This window comes from Photorhabdus bodei (assembly GCF_003287735.1).
Lineage (GTDB): Bacteria > Pseudomonadota > Gammaproteobacteria > Enterobacterales > Enterobacteriaceae > Photorhabdus > Photorhabdus kayaii.
Genome location: NZ_NSCM01000050.1, coordinates 15,507 through 33,176, shown reverse-complemented (window position 1 = coordinate 33,176; position 17,670 = coordinate 15,507). Strand labels below are relative to the sequence as shown.

The window sequence follows — 17,670 nt, the reverse complement described above, 5'->3', positions numbered from 1 at the left end:
TTCCATACTTCATCTGTTAACATAGTTCTTGGCATGATGGTGAGGTAGAGTCGTTTTTTGGCGAAAGCAATTATACCCCATCATCATGCTGTTCAGTAATTCCTCTCAAAACGTCAACAGCCCCTAGCAATAGCTGATTGTTAATTTATTCCATTGTTTCTTTATATCGTATAGTGCGGCGGAAGTTTTTTGTATAGAAAAGAAACGTGATATATTTTGGATAAATTAATAACCAATTAGCCTTGAATATTATGAATACAAAATTAAACATTTAACTAGCCGCACTGAAAATACTAATTTGATCGACAATTTGTTTTATTTACTGGAAAATATTTATATATTGTAGATAACGATATGTTGTAAATTAATGATAACTGTTTCCGTGTGTGGCCTTTTGCCAGCAACCTTGCTGCTTGTTGTTGTTCAACGAATGAAAGTGATACTGGTCTACCACCAATTCTCCCTTGGGCACGAGCTGCTATTAATCCTGCATTCGTTCTTTCAACGATTAATTCCCGTTCCATTTCAGCCAGTGCACTCATAACGTGAAAGAAAAATCGCCCCATAGAAGTGCTGGTATCAATGCTATCAGTCAAGCTTTGAAAATGAATACCGCGTTCACTTAAATCAGAAATTAAAGTTACCATATTTTTTACGCTACGCCCCAATCGATCCAGTTTCCAAACAACTAGAGTGTCACCTTTTTTAAGTTGTTTTAAAGCTCGTTTTAAACCTGGTCTGTTGGATGTTTTTCCGCTAATTTTATCCTCAAAAATTTGTTCACAATTTATACTTATCAATGCGTTTCGCTGTAAATCACTGTTTTGGTCATTTGTTGACACCCGAACATAGCCAATCTTTGCCATATGTAACCCTGCCTAATACCAATATGAGACTATTATTATCGAAATTATCACGTATTGGCGAGTTTTTAAAAACCTTGGTTTGGTGGAAACGGTGAATTTGGCGAAAAATGCTCTTCCTAAAGACTCAACTGAATCACTCATATCAGGCAATCACAATATTAAAACAGGTGGAAATTATTCCAGTTTGTCACTAACAAAGAGCGATGGTCGATATGTCTTCATAGAAACCACTTCTCATGAAGCAGATTCTTTTTGTGCAATAGGATATCGTGAGTCTGACTCCTCAAATATAAATGTTGTTCAACTCCCTCGAAAGAACGGCTATGTTGCAATAGCTAATGAGCATTATTCTAAATCAGAATCTGACAGTCGATTTATTCAATTGAATACGGATACAAAAACATCAGGTTATATATTAGCTAAAACTGCAAACTATTATGATGATCCTAATTCACGTCATTTGGGCCGTTCGGGATTTTTGAGACCTAATGGAATTGATAATCTGGGGTCATTAGCAATTCATATAGCTCATCCTGGCGTTGATAGCTCTCAGCACGCTCGCGGGCTTTCTTTCGGGTATGGGGGTTATTCAGAAGCATTCAGCATTTCTACTTACGCTTTCGATGAGAGTGGTAACTTCAGGGGGAAACGTAAAATATTAACAGAGGATGATATTCTTGTTGGTATTCCGCTACCGTGGTCTAAGTCAACTGCACCAGCAGGTTATCTTATTTGTAGTGGTCAGCAGTTTGACAAATCTATATACCCTAAATTAGGGGAAGCATATCCCTCTGGTACACTCCCTGATTTACGTGGTGAATTTATTCGAGGTTGGGATAATGGGAGAAGTATTGATTCTGGGCGGGAAATATTATCTCATCAGAATTCAACAAAGTTACCTAATCTTTACACTCATGCTGAATCTGCAAATATGGGATTATTAGTATCTCCTCCTATTAATCGTTTTTCAAATAGTTATCCATCAGAAATTATGGCTAGTGATTTTGAGGAAGCAGAATTTGGGAGCGGCCAATATTTTTCGACCCTATTAAATCCTACTGGTGTAGTTTCATTATCTACATTTAGAGTACGTCCCCGTAATATCGCATTTAACTACATAGTGAGAGCAGCATAATGACAACACAGAAACAAAAATATTTCCTAGAACCAGAAACCGCAATATTGGGAAATAACGGATTAGCAACCAAGGCTGGTTGGTTGATAATCTACCATGCAGAGCCTTATTCCAGAGAATTTATTGGAGCCAGACCAGAATATCTAATGGAAGGAGTGGGACTTCCTGCCAATTCCTATCCAGATGCACCAGAACTTCCAGATTCTGATGATATGGCTATTTGCCGCAGTGAAGATAAAAGTTGTTGGCAAATAGTACCTGATCACCGAGGAAAAATAGTTTATAACACGCAAACCCTAGAACAATATGAAATTACTTCGTTAGGTGAACTACCAGAATCTCTGACATTCAAACAACCTGTCACTGATTTTGATAAATGGGATGGTAAACAGTGGGTAACTGACAAATATATTATAAAGGATAGCCAGATTAAATATGCAGAAAAGCAGCAGGTAGCACTATTACGACAAGCGAATGAAACAGTTACATTGCTACAACATGGCGTAGATACTGAGCTAGCTTCAGAAAAAGAAAAGCTATTGTTGATAGATTGGAAAAAGTATTTAGTATTACTGAGCCGGGTTGACATTTCATCAGCGCCAGATATTAGCTGGCCTGAACAACCAGAATAAAATAGTAACGGCCTGTTTTTCAGGCCGTAGATTTAAGACTTACAAACTGACTTGTAGGTATTTATCGTTTCTGAAACCATTTTTTCTACATCAAACTCATTAACAGCTTTTTCTCTGGCTTTTTTAGAAAACTCTTTTAACTCTTGAAATGACAAATTAGCAATTAATTTCAAAGTATTATGTATTGATGCTTCATTTCCTGCTCTTGTGATCCAACCATTAACACCATGATCAATGTTTTCTGGTAGTCCACCAAAATCACTGACGATAACAGGAAGACCACAAGCCATCATTTCTCTGCAGGAAAAACTAATAGTTTCACAATCAGTAGATAATACAAAACCAATAGAGGCATTTTTCATATAACTGATGATTGTTTCATCATCAGTTATATAACCAGTAAATTCAACATTAACATGCGAAAAAGTAATCCCGATTAATTTTTCCATATCCTTCTTATGAGGAATACGGCCTATAATTTTTACACTGAACTTATCAGACAGCTCTTTATCTTTTGCCAGACATCTTATTAAGAAATGCCAGCCTTTATGTTCTGCAGTTCCAGCAGAGGAAATAATTATTATTTTCCCTCTCTCTGTAATTGGGTGCTCAACTCTCCATTTATCAATATTAATGCCATTTTTAATAGTAACTGAGTGCTCATCAGAGATAAAATATGAGCATTGGTTACGTGTAGAGTCACTCACAAAAATAACTTTTTCATTAAACTTTCTAAGTCTGATTCTTGACAACAAAGATACTGAATAATGATTATGCTTAGTATAAATTAATTTACTTTTCATTCCGAAAAATAATTTTGCTATAATAGCTATTTTATTATCAGAAGTTCCATTAGTGTGAATAATGTCTATTTTATGTTCTTTTGATATTCTAGATAACGTCTTACTGGTTTTTATAATTTTTTTTAATTTTTTGATTTTAAAGGAAAAATATAATGAAAATATGTTGTCAAATTCTAAATTAGATAATTCTTTATATAGTCTACTTTCTGGCGGGCAAGCAATGAATAAATTTCCTTCGTTATAGTTAAAATATTTAACTATATTCATTATGTATGTTGTATGACCACCACCATTTCCAGTATGAAAATTTGTAATCAAAATATTCATTATGCTTACCTGTCCTCATCCTAATTTTTTTATTTATTTTACCTGAAAAAACAGGGCCAATATAGGCTCTGTTTTCTATTTTTTAGGTTTTTCAGGCCACTGGATTCTATCAGGTTGAGAAGTATCTACTCTACTTAATAAAACTCTGTATTTTCTCCATGCTATCAATTGCTCAATTTCTTTATCTGTTGCTATATCTAAATCAATGGCATCTTGTAGAGGTTGGATAGTCATGTTGATTACAGCCATTTTTTCTATTTTATGATTTTCAGTTATCCGTATTTTTTCTTCTAACGTATATATACGAGGAATTACTTTCTTACCATTAAAAAACCATCTACCAGAAATATCAAGACCTTCTGGTATATTCTTTGGCTCTAATTCCGCTACAGATAAATATATTGGAAAAAGACTAGATATGTCTTTTGATAATGAAGTAATTATTCCTGCTTTATTAAACGTAAATTTAATCGTTTCTTCTGTAAATTTTTTTTGAATTTTATACCAGTCGTTGCCCTTATCATCTTTTAAATATTGAACATATGGGATACCATCTTTTGGGGTATAAGGGGTAAAAATCTCAGTTATCATAACATTCACCTAAATAGTTGATATTGTTACCCATGCATTATTGATATATGCCTGCACTGGGCGATAGTGCACTCCTGCAAGGTGTTGCCTTCCGGAGCTCCACATTGTTGTATTTATACCAACAAGAACATTACCAGCAGGCGCAGTCCAGCTCTTTGTTTCGTTTGTCCAGCCACCTTCGGTAGTTACACTACCAAGACGCAGGTTTGCTACCCCTATATTAGTTTTGTCTGCATACCGACTATCAGATTCCGCTTTGGTATATACTCCCACATCAGTTGCAGATGGTTTGTTTTTTGTACTATATTGAATAGTCCAGGATAAGTATTTTGCTGGCCCATCCCATGTCTGTCGTGTCGCAATATCGCCATGGTGGGAATAATATGTTTGATGAATTTGTTGATCATTATTTCTAAATACAACAAGAAATCCATATGAGTAAATTTTATAACCGTTATAGACAGGTAAGTCAGTTACAGAATTAGGATCAGCTATATATACAATATAGATACCAGTTTCACGCATATCCGAGAATTTGCCATTATCGGTTATACCGTTGCGTACACCTGGAAATGCCCCCAATTCCTCCAGTGACGGCTTATTTATCGAACTATATACTCGAATACCAGGTGCTTCATACACTCCTTTGCCGGAAATATATCCTGTTGCATCCACATTCCCATTGACGAGACCACCTGATTTTGGGTAAGCCCCTTTTGCCAAATTTACGGTTTCCGCAATATCGCTCGTATAAACACATTCACCTCCCGGTTTTGCACCATTATTATTGGAAAATTGTGCAAATAACCGTCCGGATGAATTAACCCAGATCTGACCATAGTCGCTATCACCAATGCTAACCCCCTTTGCATAATTAGTAGATTCCCCTCCACGGAACGGGCCGTTATATCCCAGTGTTGGTATTTCATCAATGGATCTCAGTATGGGGAAAGCCCCCACATCCCCCGCATTCAAATTGATATCCCCAGCCAGTGTTTTCCCGTTCACTTTCCGGCTATTCGGTACTGCTCCCTGAGCCAAATTCACCGTTTCCACCAAACCAAGATTTTTCAAAACTCACTAATCCGTGAAATTTCCAACAGAATAGTCTCGTATTAGTACTAAGCAGGGGGTATATATGGCAAAGATTGGCTATATTCAGGTGCCAATAAATGACCAGAACTGTGGTTTATGAAAAAATATGTTTATAAGAGTAAATTATGAACTATTTTGGAGGATAAATTTGTAGTAAAAACAACCAATTGAAGATTTAATTTTATACTATACAACAAGTATTTATGAGATTTCATTTTGCATAAAATATAAATTTTATTTATATTAAATTCAACTATGCTAACTCTATTCCCAAACAAAGTTTAGGTCAGTTATTTTCAAGATAATCAAAAGTAAAATTAAATATGGACAGTAAACCCGAAGTTATAAGCTGCGAGTTCTATCAATAAAACGCCCGAATTTTTTCTGGAATCACGCAGCCAATTGCAAAGTAGGTATTAAAATACAACTCCCCAATAGCTTGGATGGATATCTGGTTTCATAACTTCACCAAAAATGTAATAATATAACATTACAGTATCGCAATTTATTTTTATCATCAAGAAAATAATGAGAAATTTTCTCAATTAAACACAAAAAGCCCCTGTATTTTTAATGTACAGGGGCTTATTTTAATTTCTTATTATAAAGCGATTATTCTACAGTCACTGACTTAGCCAGGTTACGAGGCTGATCAACATCGGTTCCTTTAATCAGCGCAACATGATAAGAGAGCAGTTGCAACGGCACGGTATAAAATATTGGAGCAATCAGTTCTTCAACATGTGGTAATGGAATGATCTTCATTCCTTCGCTGTCTGTAAAACCCGCATCCTGATCAGCAAATACATATAGCAATCCGCCACGAGCACGTACTTCCTCAATATTGGATTTCAATTTTTCCAGCAGTTCATTGTTTGGAGCTACAATGATGACTGGCATATCTGCATCAATCAGTGCCAATGGGCCATGTTTTAATTCGCCTGCGGCATAAGCCTCTGCATGGATGTAAGAAATTTCTTTTAATTTCAGCGCCCCTTCAACCGCAATCGGATACTGATCACCACGGCCAAGGAATAGAGCGTGGTGCTTATCAGAAAAATCTTCCGCCAGCGCCTCGATAATTTTATCTTTCGACAGCATGCTTTCGATGCGGCTTGGCAGTGCATGTAATGCATGAACAATTTCTTGCTCCTGTTCAGCATTAACACCTTTTAAACGTCCAAGATAAGCCACCAGCATTAGCAATACTGTTAGCTGGGTTGTGAACGCTTTAGTTGAAGCAACGCCAATTTCTGCGCCGGCTTTGGTCATCAGAGCAAAATCAGATTCACGTACTAAAGAAGAACCCGCTACGTTACAGACAGTCAACGATGTGAGATAGCCAAGTTCTTTAGATAAACGCAAGGCTGCCAATGTATCTGCGGTTTCGCCCGATTGAGACAAGGTGATAAGTAAGCTTCCTGAACGGCGCGCTGATTTGCGGTAACGGAATTCAGAAGCAATTTCCACATCACAAGGAATACCAGCCAATGCTTCAAACCAATAACGGGAAACCATACCTGCGTTATAGGATGTACCACAAGCAACTATCTGAATATGCTCTACTTTAGATAATAATTTAGCTGCGTTAGGACCAAGCTCAGACAGATCTACCTGCCCATGACTCAAGCGTCTTTCCAGAGTGCTTTTAATTGCCATTGGTTGTTCATAGATCTCTTTTTGCATGTAATGACGGTAGACACCTTTATCACCAGCATCATACTGAATATTGGATTCAATCTGTTCCCGTTCAACCGGTTTGCTCTGAGCATTAAAAATACGTACAGTACGGCGAGTTACTTCAGCAATATCCCCTTCCTCAAGGAAGATAAAACGACGAGTAACAGGCAATAGCGCCAACTGATCAGACGCCAGAAAGTTTTCTCCAACGCCTAGGCCTATAACCAAAGGACTACCCGATCTTGCAGCAATTATTGTTCCAGGATCACGGCTATCCATGATGACTGCACCATAAGCACCACGCAACCGAGGAATAACTCGTTGAATAGCTTCCAACAAAGTACCACCTTGTTTTTGTTCCCAATGAACAAGGTGGGCAATAACTTCTGTATCAGTATCCGAGATAAACTGATAACCGAGTGCAATTAATTGAACGCGTAATTCTTCATAGTTTTCAATAATACCGTTGTGAACAACAGCAATATAATCAGATACATGCGGGTGAGCATTTTTCTCGTTTGGTTCGCCGTGTGTAGCCCAACGGGTATGAGCAATACCTGTCCCACCAAGGACTGGCTGCTTACCAACCTCATCAGCAAGTACTTGTACCTTACCGACTTCACGCAGGCGAAACATATTTTTTTCGTTATCAACAACCGCCAAGCCAGCGGAGTCGTAACCTCGGTATTCCAAACGACGAAGTCCTTCAATCAGGATTTCTGCAATATCTCGCTGTGCTACTGCACCAACAATTCCACACATCAGTTTTATTCCTAAAAATAGGGCTGATGAAAGCCCTTTATATGTCAAGAGCCTGATTGTTTTCCGGTTTTTCCGGTCCCCGAGCCTGTAGAGTGGGGATTATTATTTTATTTTTTTTCTTTCACCGGGCGTTTCCACCCTTGAATATGTGTTTGTTTAGTTCTGCTTACAACCAGCTCATTTTCAGCGATGTTTTTTGTCACTGTTGTCCCCGCTCCGATTGTAGCGCCTTTAGCAACAATCACCGGAGCAACAAACTGAGTATCAGAACCAACAAAAACATTGTCACCAATAATGGTCTTAAATTTATTAGCACCGTCATAATTACAGGTAATAGTACCTGCACCAATATTTACATCACGACCAATGTCTGCGTCGCCAAGATAAGTCAAATGTCCAGCTTTAGAACCTTTACCCAGATAAGATTTTTTCATCTCAACGAAATTCCCTACATGGGCTTTTTCAGCGAGTTTAGAACCGGGACGCAAACGTGCAAAAGGCCCAACAGTACAACCAGTTTCCATTTCAGAATCTTCAACTATTGTATAGGGGCTAATAATAGAATCATCACCAATGATGCAATTCTTCAATACACAACCGGTACCAATCTGTACGTTATTACCAAGGACTACATTACCCTCAATAATGACATTAGTATCAATAACCACATCACGGCCGTGAATTAGTGTGCCACGTAAATCAAAACGAGCAGGATCCAACAACATAACACCCGCTAGTAATAATTGTTCCGCTTGTTCAGATTGATAAATACGCTCAAGAGCGGAAAGTTGAAGGCGGTTATTTACACCTTCCATTTCACTCAAGCGAGTTGGGTGCACCGCTTCAATTTTTCGACCTTCTTTATAAGCTAACGCAATCACATCAGTCAGGTAATATTCACCCTGAACATTGTTGTTATCCAATTGGGACAACCAACGTTTTAAATCACCACCATTAGCAACCAGAATACCTGTATTTATTTCATTGATTTTACGTTGTTCTCCAGTCGCGTCTTTTTGCTCAATGATGCCCGTTACTTCTCCGTTTTCACGAACAATACGACCATAACCTGTTGGATTATCCAAAATTGCCGTTAATAAACCGATACCACCGTCAGGTTTAACCGCTAGCAGGCGTTCAAGGGTATCTGTACCAATAAGAGGCACGTCACCATACAGTATCAAAATATCTTCATCATCAGCGAAATGTGGTGCTGCCTGCTGCATTGCATGACCAGTCCCTAACTGCTCTGCTTGTAATACCCAATTTAGTGTTTGATCAGAAAGGGTTTGCTTCGTCAGGTTTCCTCCATGTCCATAAACTAGATGAACATTTTTAGCCCCTAATGCCATTGCAGTATCAATCACATGCTGAACCATAGGTTTACCGGCCAGCAAGTGCAGCACTTTAGGGAGATCAGAGTACATGCGGGTTCCTTTACCCGCGGCAAGGATCACAACACTTTTTGCACTGTTAGACATAAGAAACCCGATAACTCCAATTTAAGAGAGAAAAGTAAACCTGTTTATAAGATAAATTACTACATATTTCGCAATACAAAAAAGCCAGTTAGCTCGCACCAACTGGCTTTTTTATTTAACTGCCTGTATTACATCGCTTTTTTTGTTAACTCGATTACACGAAGTTTCGCAATCGCTTTAGACAATTCAGCTGATGCCTGAGCATAGTCAACATCACCGTGAGAATTACGGATGTGTTCTTCAGCTTTACGTTTAGATTCCAACGCTTTAGCTTCATCCAAATCTTTACCACGGATCGCAGTGTCAGCCAGTACGATAACGCCGCTCGGTTGTACCTCAAGGATACCCCCAGAAAGGTAAATGACCTCTTCTTCACCGAACTGCTTAACAATACGTATCATGCCAGGTTTTATGGCAGTCAGTAGCGGAGCATGTCCTGGGTAAATGCCCAGTTCACCTTCACTACCTGTCACCTGAATTTTCTGTACCAAACCTTCAAACATCCGGCTTTCAGCACTGACAACATTCAGATGGTAAGTCATTGCAGCCATGTCAACCTCCGGTCAGCCGTATTAAAGTTTCTTCGCTTTTTCCACAGCTTCTTCGATGGTGCCAACCATGTAGAACGCCTGTTCTGGTAAGTGGTCATAATCGCCGTCTAAGATACCTTTAAAGCCACGGATAGTGTCTTTCAGGGAAACGAACTTACCTGGTGAACCAGTAAAGACTTCTGCAACGAAGAACGGCTGAGACAGGAAGCGCTGGATCTTACGAGCACGCGCAACTACCAGCTTATCGTCTTCGGACAGTTCATCCATACCCAAGATGGCGATAATATCTTTCAGCTCCTGATAACGTTGCAGGATAGACTGAACGCCACGAGCAACATTATAGTGCTCTTGACCAACAACCAATGGATCGAGCTGACGACTGGTAGAATCTAACGGATCAACCGCAGGGTAAATACCCAAAGAAGCGATCTGACGACTCAAAACTACGGTTGCGTCTAAGTGCGCGAAAGTCGTTGCCGGAGATGGGTCAGTTAAGTCATCCGCCGGTACATAAACAGCCTGTACGGAGGTAATAGAACCGGTTTTGGTAGAAGTAATACGTTCTTGCAGAACACCCATTTCTTCCGCCAGAGTTGGCTGATAACCTACCGCAGATGGCATACGACCAAGCAGCGCAGATACTTCAGTACCCGCCAAAGTATAACGATAGATGTTATCAACAAATAACAGAACATCGCGGCCTTCATCACGGAACTTTTCAGCCATTGTCAGACCAGTCAGCGCAACACGTAGACGGTTTCCTGGTGGCTCGTTCATCTGACCATATACCAGAGATACTTTATCCAGTACGTTAGAGTCTGTCATTTCGTGGTAGAAGTCGTTACCTTCACGAGTACGTTCACCTACACCGGCAAATACAGAGTAACCCGAATGCTCAATCGCAATGTTACGGATCAACTCCATCATGTTTACGGTTTTACCTACACCCGCACCACCAAACAGACCAACTTTACCACCCTTAGCGAATGGGCAAATTAGGTCCATTACCTTAATACCGGTTTCCAGTAGTTCTTGAGAGTTAGATAACTCTTCATAGCTTGGAGCCGGGCGATGAATAGCCCAACGCTCTTCTTCACCGATATCGCCTTTCATGTCGATTGGTTCACCCAATACGTTCATGATACGGCCCAATGTCGCTTTACCAACCGGAACTTCAATTGGGTGGCCTAAATCAGTGACACTTAAACCACGGCTTAAGCCATCAGAAGTACCCATTGCAATACAACGAACAACGCCGCCGCCCAACTGCTGCTGAACTTCCAGCACCAGCTTAGCTTCGCCGTTTTGAACCTCAAGAGCATCGTATACTTTTGGTACGGTATCTTGAGGGAATTCGACGTCCACCACGGCGCCGATTACCTGGATAATCTTTCCAGTAGCCATCTTGAATCCTCTACGTAATTCATAAACCTAGCTGTTAAACCGCGGAAGCACCCGATACAATCTCGGTCAGCTCCTGAGTTATGCTGGCCTGACGAGCTTTGTTATAAACCAACTGCAACTCTTTGATCAGGCTACCACCATTATCAGTTGCGGCTTTCATCGCCACCATTCGTGCGGCCTGTTCACTAGCCAGGTTTTCAACGACGCCCTGATAAACCTGCGATTCTACATAACGACGCAGCAGTATATCTAGCAACGCCTTAGGATCAGGTTCGTATAAATAATCCCAGGATTTCTTCTTCAGTGTTTCATCATCTCCGGCAGGCAGAGGTAATAACTGAGTAATAGTCGGTTCCTGGGACATTGTATTGATGAACTTGTTTGTCACCACATACAGTTTATCCAGACGTCCCTCATCGTATGCCCGCAGCATGATATTCACTGGCCCGATCAATTCAGACAGTGAAGGGTTATCTCCCATGCCTGTTACCTGAGCAACAACGTTGCCCCCAACAGAAGCAAAGAAAGAGGTAGCCTTAGAGCCGATAAGCGCCAGATCACACTGGACACCTTTATCAGACCAGTCTTTCATTTCTGAAAGCAGTTTTTTGAACAGATTAGTATTCAAACCACCGCACAAGCCACGATCGGTAGAAACAACCAGATACCCAACACGTTTGGTTTCACGCTCTTCAAGGTATGGATGTTTATATTCCAGATTACCTAACGCAAGGTGACCAATCACGCTGCGTATGGTTTCTGCATAAGGACGACTGGCCGCCATGCGATCCTGCGTTTTACGCATTTTGGACGCAGCAACCATCTCCATCGCTTTAGTGATTTTTTGCGTGTTTTGCACGCTGGCGATCTTGGTACGTATCTCTTTTGCGCCGGCCATTCCTGATCCTCCTCATTAACCAGACGGCCCATGTTTAATTAAACCGGGCCGAATAGTGTTACCAGGACTGAGTTGCCTTGAAGGAATCCAGCAGAGCTTTCAGCTTTGCTTCGATCTCTTCGTTGTAACCACCAGACTGGTCAATCTCTTTTAGAAGATCAGCATGTTCACGGTTGGCATATGCAAGCAACGCAGATTCGAAATCAATAACCTTAGCAATTTCGATATCTTCCAGATAACCACGTTCCGCAGAAAACAGAGACAACGACTGTTGTGCAACAGACATTGGCGCATACTGTTTCTGTTTCAGCAATTCAGTTACTTTTTGACCATGATCCAACTGCTTACGGGTTGCATCATCAAGGTCAGAAGCAAACTGAGAAAACGCTGCCAGTTCGCGATATTGAGCCAGAGCAGTACGAATGCCCCCAGACAATTTCTTAACGATTTTAGTCTGAGCAGCGCCACCTACACGGGATACGGAAATCCCTGGGTTAACTGCTGGACGAATCCCCGCATTGAACAAACTAGATTCCAAGAAAATCTGACCATCAGTAATTGAAATAACGTTTGTTGGTACGAATGCTGATACGTCACCTGCCTGAGTTTCAATGATAGGCAGGGCCGTCAGAGAACCGGTTTTACCTTTCACTTCACCATTGGTGAATTTTTCCACATATTCAGCATTAACACGTGCAGCACGTTCCAGCAAACGAGAGTGCAGATAGAAAACGTCACCTGGGAATGCTTCACGTCCTGGCGGACGACGGAGCAACAGAGAAATTTGACGATAAGCTACAGCCTGCTTAGACAAATCATCGTAAACAATCAGCGCATCTTCACCGCGGTCACGGAAGTATTCGCCCATTGCACAACCCGAATATGGTGCCAGGTATTGTAATGCCGCAGATTCTGAAGCAGTTGCAACAACCACAATAGTATTGGCAAGAGCACCATGCTCCTCTAATTTACGAACAACGTTCGCAATAGTAGAAGCTTTCTGACCAACTGCGACATAGACACATTTTATGCCTGAGTCACGTTGGTTAATGATTGCGTCAATAGCCAGTGCTGTTTTACCCGTCTGACGGTCACCGATAATCAGTTCACGTTGACCACGACCGATAGGGATCATAGCGTCAACGGATTTATAACCAGTTTGTACCGGCTGATCAACAGATTGACGGTCGATAACACCTGGAGCGATCATTTCAACAGCAGAGAAACCATCATGCTCAACAGGACCTTTACCATCAATTGGCTCACCCAGCGTGTTTACTACACGACCAAGCAGACCACGACCAACAGGTACTTCAAGAATACGGCCAGTACATTTGACCTTCATACCTTCTGCTAAGTCAGCATACGGACCCATTACAACCGCACCTACGGAGTCACGCTCCAAGTTCAATGCGATTGCATAACGATTGCCAGGCAGTGCGATCATCTCACCCTGCATAACTTCGGCTAAACCGTGAATACGAATGATACCGTCGTTAACGGATACAATCGTACCTTCATTGTGAGCTTCACTCACTACATTGAACTGAGCAATGCGCTGCTTGATCAGTTCGCTGATTTCGGTGGAATTCAGTTGCATATGCTCCAGTCCCCTTAAGACTGCAAGACGTCTGTTAAGCGATCTAAACGGCCACGAATACTGCCATCGATCACCAAATCACCTGCGCGGACAACCACACCAGCAATAACAGACTTATCAATTTTGCAATTCAGCTTAACTTTGCGTAACAGACGTTTTTCCATCGCTACAGAAATTTTAGCCAGCTGTTGTTCTCTCAATTCGGTGGCAGAAATCACTTCAACATCAACGGTTGATTCAAGTGATGCACGCAATTGAATAAATTGCTGCAAAACTTCCGGCAACGCCAGTAAGCGACCATTTTCTGCCATAACACGAATAAAGTTCTGAGCATGTTCATCGACCTGTTCACCGCAAATTGCGATAAAGGTATTAGCTAATGTTTCCGATGCCAATGAACCGGAAAGCAGCTCACCAACTTGCTCATTACGAGTCACCTCAGCTGTGAACGCTAGCATATTCTGCCATTGTTCAAGCGATTGTTTTTCCACAGCAAAGTCAAAAGCTGCTTTGGCGTAGGGGCGAGCTACAGTAGCGAATTCAGACATGCCCCTCCCTCCTTACAGTTCAGCGACCAGTTTATCAACGATGTCGCTATTAGCAGCTTCATCCACGGAACGTTCGATGATTTTCTCGGCACCTGCGATAGCCAACATAGCGACCTGCTTACGCAACTCTTCCCGAGCACGCTTACGTTCGGCATCAATTTCTGCCTGAGCTTGCGTTACGATTCTGTTACGTTCCTGCTCAGCTTCCGCTTTTGCATCATCAAGGATCTGGGCTTTTTGTTTATTAGCCTGTTCAATGATGACCTGAGCTTCCACTTTCGCTTTCTTCATTTGGTCGGTCGCATTGGCTTGCGCTAAGTCCAGGTCCTTTTTGGCACGTTCCGCAGAAGATAAACCGTCAGCAATTTCTTTTTGACGTTTTTCTATGGCCGCCATGATCGGTGGCCATACGAACTTCATACAGAACATAACAAACAAGACAAACGCAATGGCCTGGCCGAGGATTGTTGCATTAATATTCACAGCACAATACCTCTTTTAAAATTAATGAGTTGACGTAGTTTCAGATTATTTCTACAAACTACGCGACAGCAAACATTACGTACAAGCCAAGGCCCACAGCAATCATTGGGATGGCGTCAACCAGACCCATAACGATAAAGAACTGTGTACGCAGAAGAGGGATTAAATCTGGCTGACGAGCAGCGCCTTCCAAAAATTTACCTCCGAGGATGCCGATACCGATCGCAGCACCGATTGCCGCTAGGCCCATCATTACAGCGGCAGCCATGTACAGCAGATCCATATTCAGGTTTTCCATGACAGTCTCCAGTTTGTTTCAGTTAAAACACAGTTAGTTATTGTGGTAAAAAATTAATGTTCTTCAGATGCCATCGACAGATAAACAATCGTCAGAACCATGAAAATAAAGGCTTGTAACGTAATAATCAGTATGTGGAAAATAGCCCAAGGCAGGCTCAGTAACCACTGCGACCACCACGGTAACAGACCAGCTATAAGAATAAAGATCAATTCACCCGCATACATGTTACCAAACAGTCGCAGACCGAGTGATACCGGTTTTGAAAGCAGGCTAACGCCTTCCAGAATTAAGTTAATTGGAATAAACAGTGGATGATTAAAAGGCTGTAAAGTCAGCTCTTTTGTAAAACCACGAATCCCTTTCATCTTAATGCTGTAGTAGAGGATGAGGACAAAGACACCAATAGCCATCGACAAGGTAATACTGACATCTGCTGTTGGCACGACACGCAGAGCAGGTAAACCAAAGAAATGTTCACCGATATAAGGGAGAAAATCGATTGGCAATAAGTCCATCACGTTCATTAATAACACCCAAACGAACACTGTCAGTGCCAAGGGGGCAATAACCTTGCTCTTGCCGTGATACATATCACGAACGCTGTTATCAACAAAACCCATGATCAATTCTATAGCAGTCTGAAGTTTGCCAGGTACGCCACTGGTGGCATTAACCGCAACCTTTCTGAATACATACAGAAATAAAATCCCTAATACGACTGAGAAAAAAAGCGAGTCAATGTTCAACGTCCAAAACGTTGCAGAACCACCAGAGTTGGGATCGACCAACTCAAAGGTACGTAGGTCCAACTGAAGGTTATTCAGGTGGTGGCCTATGTAGTCCCTTGCAGTTGAAACTTCTCCTGATGCAGACATGATGCCTCTTACCCTTTTATTGTTGAAAACCTAACCGTTTATCACAGCAGGTGCGATGATTTGCACAATCAGCACCGCTAAATAAGTTAAACCTAGTGGTGCAAACGCCGCTTTAAACACGCCTAAAGCAACAACCAGCACAGCTATTGTAATAATAACTTTCAACCCTTCGCCAACAGCGAAAGACCATGCAATACGTACAGAAACCTCTTCTTCTTTTGCTTTTTGAAAACTGGCAAACAGCATGAATATGGCATTAGGTAACCAACATGCTAACCCACCAGCAAAAGCAGAAGCGCCCCATTCTATACTTTTGGTACAAAAAGCCACACTGAGAACAACAAAAGTCATTAACTGCAAAAAAAGCAGCTTCAGTGCAATTTTACCGCTGTAAAGGGATACAGACATGACTTTTGTTTTCTCCCCTTGTACGCCTTGCATATCAGGTTTTGCTAAATGTTGTATAAAACTGCCTTTGCTTAAGAGTGTCAAGTGACAAAAACGTGCAAATTATACGGGCCACCAAAATGAATTCAATCCATAAGTAGCGAAAAGGTGAACAATTATTTAAATTTTTTATTTTAGTGCCAGATTGCAAGCTAATGATTGTCCTGATTTCTTGTTTTTAATAATTTCATACATTTCAGACTTAAATGTGATTTAAATCACATAAATTTTTCATTTGTTAATTATATTTAACATTCACAATAAATAAAAATAAAATATATTAATAATAAAATCAATTGGTTAATTTAATTCTATACAAAAGAGTGATTATATTATGACTTAAATCACCAAGCTAATTTTTAGCTAGTTTAAAAAAGTGAATCTGATGAAAAAACGCTTTATCTGATTTTTAAAGGTTCAACTATCTTAATATCAAGATAACGTTATTTTTATGTAATAACTCGGTAAATTAAAGCTGAAACGAGGCAAACCATAATTAACGATGCTGACTACCGTATAATTGTGCTCAACATCACTAATTATTTATAACTTTATTGACAAATAACAAAATCAGTTTGATTTAAGGATAACCAAATGACGTTGCCCTTCCAGTTCAGGAACATCTAATTTAATAACCGAATCGATAGAAATTCCCAAAGGCAACATAGTCAGCTCCTCTTCTGGAAGCACACCTTTAAGTGCATAGAAACGTCCATGAATAGGCTCAGGCAAATGACTGCACCAAGAGACCATATCTTGTAACGAAGCAAAAGCACGGCTTATTACGCCATCAAAAGGTGGTTCAGAAGAATACGCTTCAACCCTGCTTTGCACTGGTTCAATATTTACCAAATCAAGTTCATGCTGAACCTGACGCAAAAATCTCGCCCTTTTACCTAAACTATCCAGCAATGTGAAATGAGAATCTGGACGAACAATAGCTAACGGAATACCTGGCAACCCTGGACCTGTGCCCACATCGATAAAACGATGACCTTGCAAATAAGGGCTGACAACAATACTGTCCATGATATGACGCACCAGCATTTGCTCTGGCTCACGTACCGACGTGAGATTGTAAGCTTTATTCCACTTATTGAGCATATCAACATAGGCTATAAGCTGCTGTTTTTGCTGTAGTGACAATTCTATTCCTGCTTTGGTCAGCAACAATTCTAGTTTGTTAAGCAT

18 protein-coding genes are annotated in these 17,670 nt (G+C 40.7%); 2 read left to right on the top strand and 16 right to left on the bottom strand.

All coding sequences use genetic code 11. From position 1 onward, the window contains the following. Nucleotides 1-293 precede the first annotated feature (293 nt). The gene (locus CKY02_RS19720; protein WP_112896604.1) at nucleotides 294-866 is read right to left on the bottom strand and encodes a recombinase family protein; all 573 of its coding nucleotides are present in this window, start codon (nucleotides 864-866) and stop codon (nucleotides 294-296) included. Between the two features lie 97 nt (nucleotides 867-963). On the opposite strand from CKY02_RS19720, the gene CKY02_RS19715 reads away from it, so the two are divergent. Beyond that, a complete protein-coding gene (locus CKY02_RS19715; RefSeq protein ID WP_420899237.1) occupies nucleotides 964-2,001 on the top strand; it encodes a phage tail protein in 1,038 nt (345 codons plus the stop codon). Further along, complete coding sequence (locus CKY02_RS19710; RefSeq protein WP_167405343.1) at nucleotides 2,001-2,633, top strand: tail fiber assembly protein; 633 nt, start codon at nucleotides 2,001-2,003, stop codon at nucleotides 2,631-2,633. Before CKY02_RS19715 ends, CKY02_RS19710 begins: the two co-directional genes overlap by 1 nt. A 32-nt stretch (nucleotides 2,634-2,665) precedes the next feature. Here the strand turns inward: CKY02_RS19710 and CKY02_RS19705 are convergent, their stop codons facing one another. The 15 genes from CKY02_RS19705 to rsmG all read right to left on the bottom strand — a co-directional run bounded on the left by CKY02_RS19705 (nucleotide 2,666) and on the right by rsmG (nucleotide 17,670). Further along, a complete protein-coding gene (locus tag CKY02_RS19705) occupies nucleotides 2,666-3,763 on the bottom strand; it encodes a glycosyltransferase family 4 protein (protein WP_112896603.1) in 1,098 nt (365 codons plus the stop codon). 75 nt (nucleotides 3,764-3,838) lie between these two features. Beyond that, nucleotides 3,839-4,354, bottom strand: a complete 516-nt coding sequence (locus CKY02_RS19700; RefSeq protein ID WP_112896602.1) for a tail fiber assembly protein — start codon at nucleotides 4,352-4,354, stop codon at nucleotides 3,839-3,841. A 9-nt stretch (nucleotides 4,355-4,363) separates the two neighbouring features. Beyond that, entirely contained in the window at nucleotides 4,364-5,428 is a 1,065-nt protein-coding gene (locus CKY02_RS25930) for a hypothetical protein (RefSeq protein WP_240002100.1), read from the bottom strand. A gap of 633 nt (nucleotides 5,429-6,061) precedes the next feature. Then, nucleotides 6,062-7,891: a glutamine--fructose-6-phosphate transaminase (isomerizing) gene (gene glmS, locus CKY02_RS19690; RefSeq protein ID WP_112896601.1), complete on the bottom strand. Its 1,830-nt coding sequence runs from the start codon at nucleotides 7,889-7,891 to the stop codon at nucleotides 6,062-6,064. 107 nt (nucleotides 7,892-7,998) lie between these two features. Continuing rightward, nucleotides 7,999-9,372 carry a bifunctional UDP-N-acetylglucosamine diphosphorylase/glucosamine-1-phosphate N-acetyltransferase GlmU gene (gene glmU / locus CKY02_RS19685; RefSeq protein ID WP_112896600.1) on the bottom strand — a complete coding sequence of 458 codons (1,374 nt, stop codon included), beginning with the start codon at nucleotides 9,370-9,372 and terminating at the stop codon, nucleotides 7,999-8,001. A gap of 128 nt (nucleotides 9,373-9,500) precedes the next feature. Continuing rightward, on the bottom strand, nucleotides 9,501-9,923 hold the full coding sequence (locus tag CKY02_RS19680; protein ID WP_112896599.1) for a F0F1 ATP synthase subunit epsilon: 423 nt from the start codon (nucleotides 9,921-9,923) through the stop codon (nucleotides 9,501-9,503). Nucleotides 9,924-9,944: 21 nt separating this feature from the next. Further along, a complete protein-coding gene (atpD, locus tag CKY02_RS19675) occupies nucleotides 9,945-11,327 on the bottom strand; it encodes a F0F1 ATP synthase subunit beta (RefSeq protein ID WP_011144453.1) in 1,383 nt (460 codons plus the stop codon). A 34-nt stretch (nucleotides 11,328-11,361) separates the two neighbouring features. Further along, entirely contained in the window at nucleotides 11,362-12,225 is an 864-nt protein-coding gene (gene atpG / locus CKY02_RS19670; protein WP_112878700.1) for a F0F1 ATP synthase subunit gamma, read from the bottom strand. Between the two features lie 58 nt (nucleotides 12,226-12,283). Then, nucleotides 12,284-13,825, bottom strand: a complete 1,542-nt coding sequence (gene atpA, locus CKY02_RS19665) for a F0F1 ATP synthase subunit alpha (protein WP_036814820.1) — start codon at nucleotides 13,823-13,825, stop codon at nucleotides 12,284-12,286. Nucleotides 13,826-13,839: 14 nt separating this feature from the next. Further along, on the bottom strand, nucleotides 13,840-14,373 hold the full coding sequence (gene atpH / locus CKY02_RS19660; protein WP_112878702.1) for a F0F1 ATP synthase subunit delta: 534 nt from the start codon (nucleotides 14,371-14,373) through the stop codon (nucleotides 13,840-13,842). Nucleotides 14,374-14,385: 12 nt separating this feature from the next. Next, nucleotides 14,386-14,856: a F0F1 ATP synthase subunit B gene (gene atpF, locus CKY02_RS19655; RefSeq protein WP_011144457.1), complete on the bottom strand. Its 471-nt coding sequence runs from the start codon at nucleotides 14,854-14,856 to the stop codon at nucleotides 14,386-14,388. A 58-nt stretch (nucleotides 14,857-14,914) separates the two neighbouring features. Further along, a complete protein-coding gene (gene atpE / locus CKY02_RS19650) occupies nucleotides 14,915-15,154 on the bottom strand; it encodes a F0F1 ATP synthase subunit C (RefSeq protein ID WP_000429386.1) in 240 nt (79 codons plus the stop codon). Nucleotides 15,155-15,207: 53 nt separating this feature from the next. Beyond that, nucleotides 15,208-16,032, bottom strand: a complete 825-nt coding sequence (gene atpB / locus CKY02_RS19645; RefSeq protein ID WP_112896598.1) for a F0F1 ATP synthase subunit A — start codon at nucleotides 16,030-16,032, stop codon at nucleotides 15,208-15,210. A gap of 30 nt (nucleotides 16,033-16,062) precedes the next feature. Further along, the gene (atpI, locus tag CKY02_RS19640; protein WP_112878716.1) at nucleotides 16,063-16,440 is read right to left on the bottom strand and encodes a F0F1 ATP synthase subunit I; all 378 of its coding nucleotides are present in this window, start codon (nucleotides 16,438-16,440) and stop codon (nucleotides 16,063-16,065) included. A 609-nt stretch (nucleotides 16,441-17,049) separates the two neighbouring features. After that, a complete protein-coding gene (gene rsmG, locus CKY02_RS19635; RefSeq protein WP_112896597.1) occupies nucleotides 17,050-17,670 on the bottom strand; it encodes a 16S rRNA (guanine(527)-N(7))-methyltransferase RsmG in 621 nt (206 codons plus the stop codon).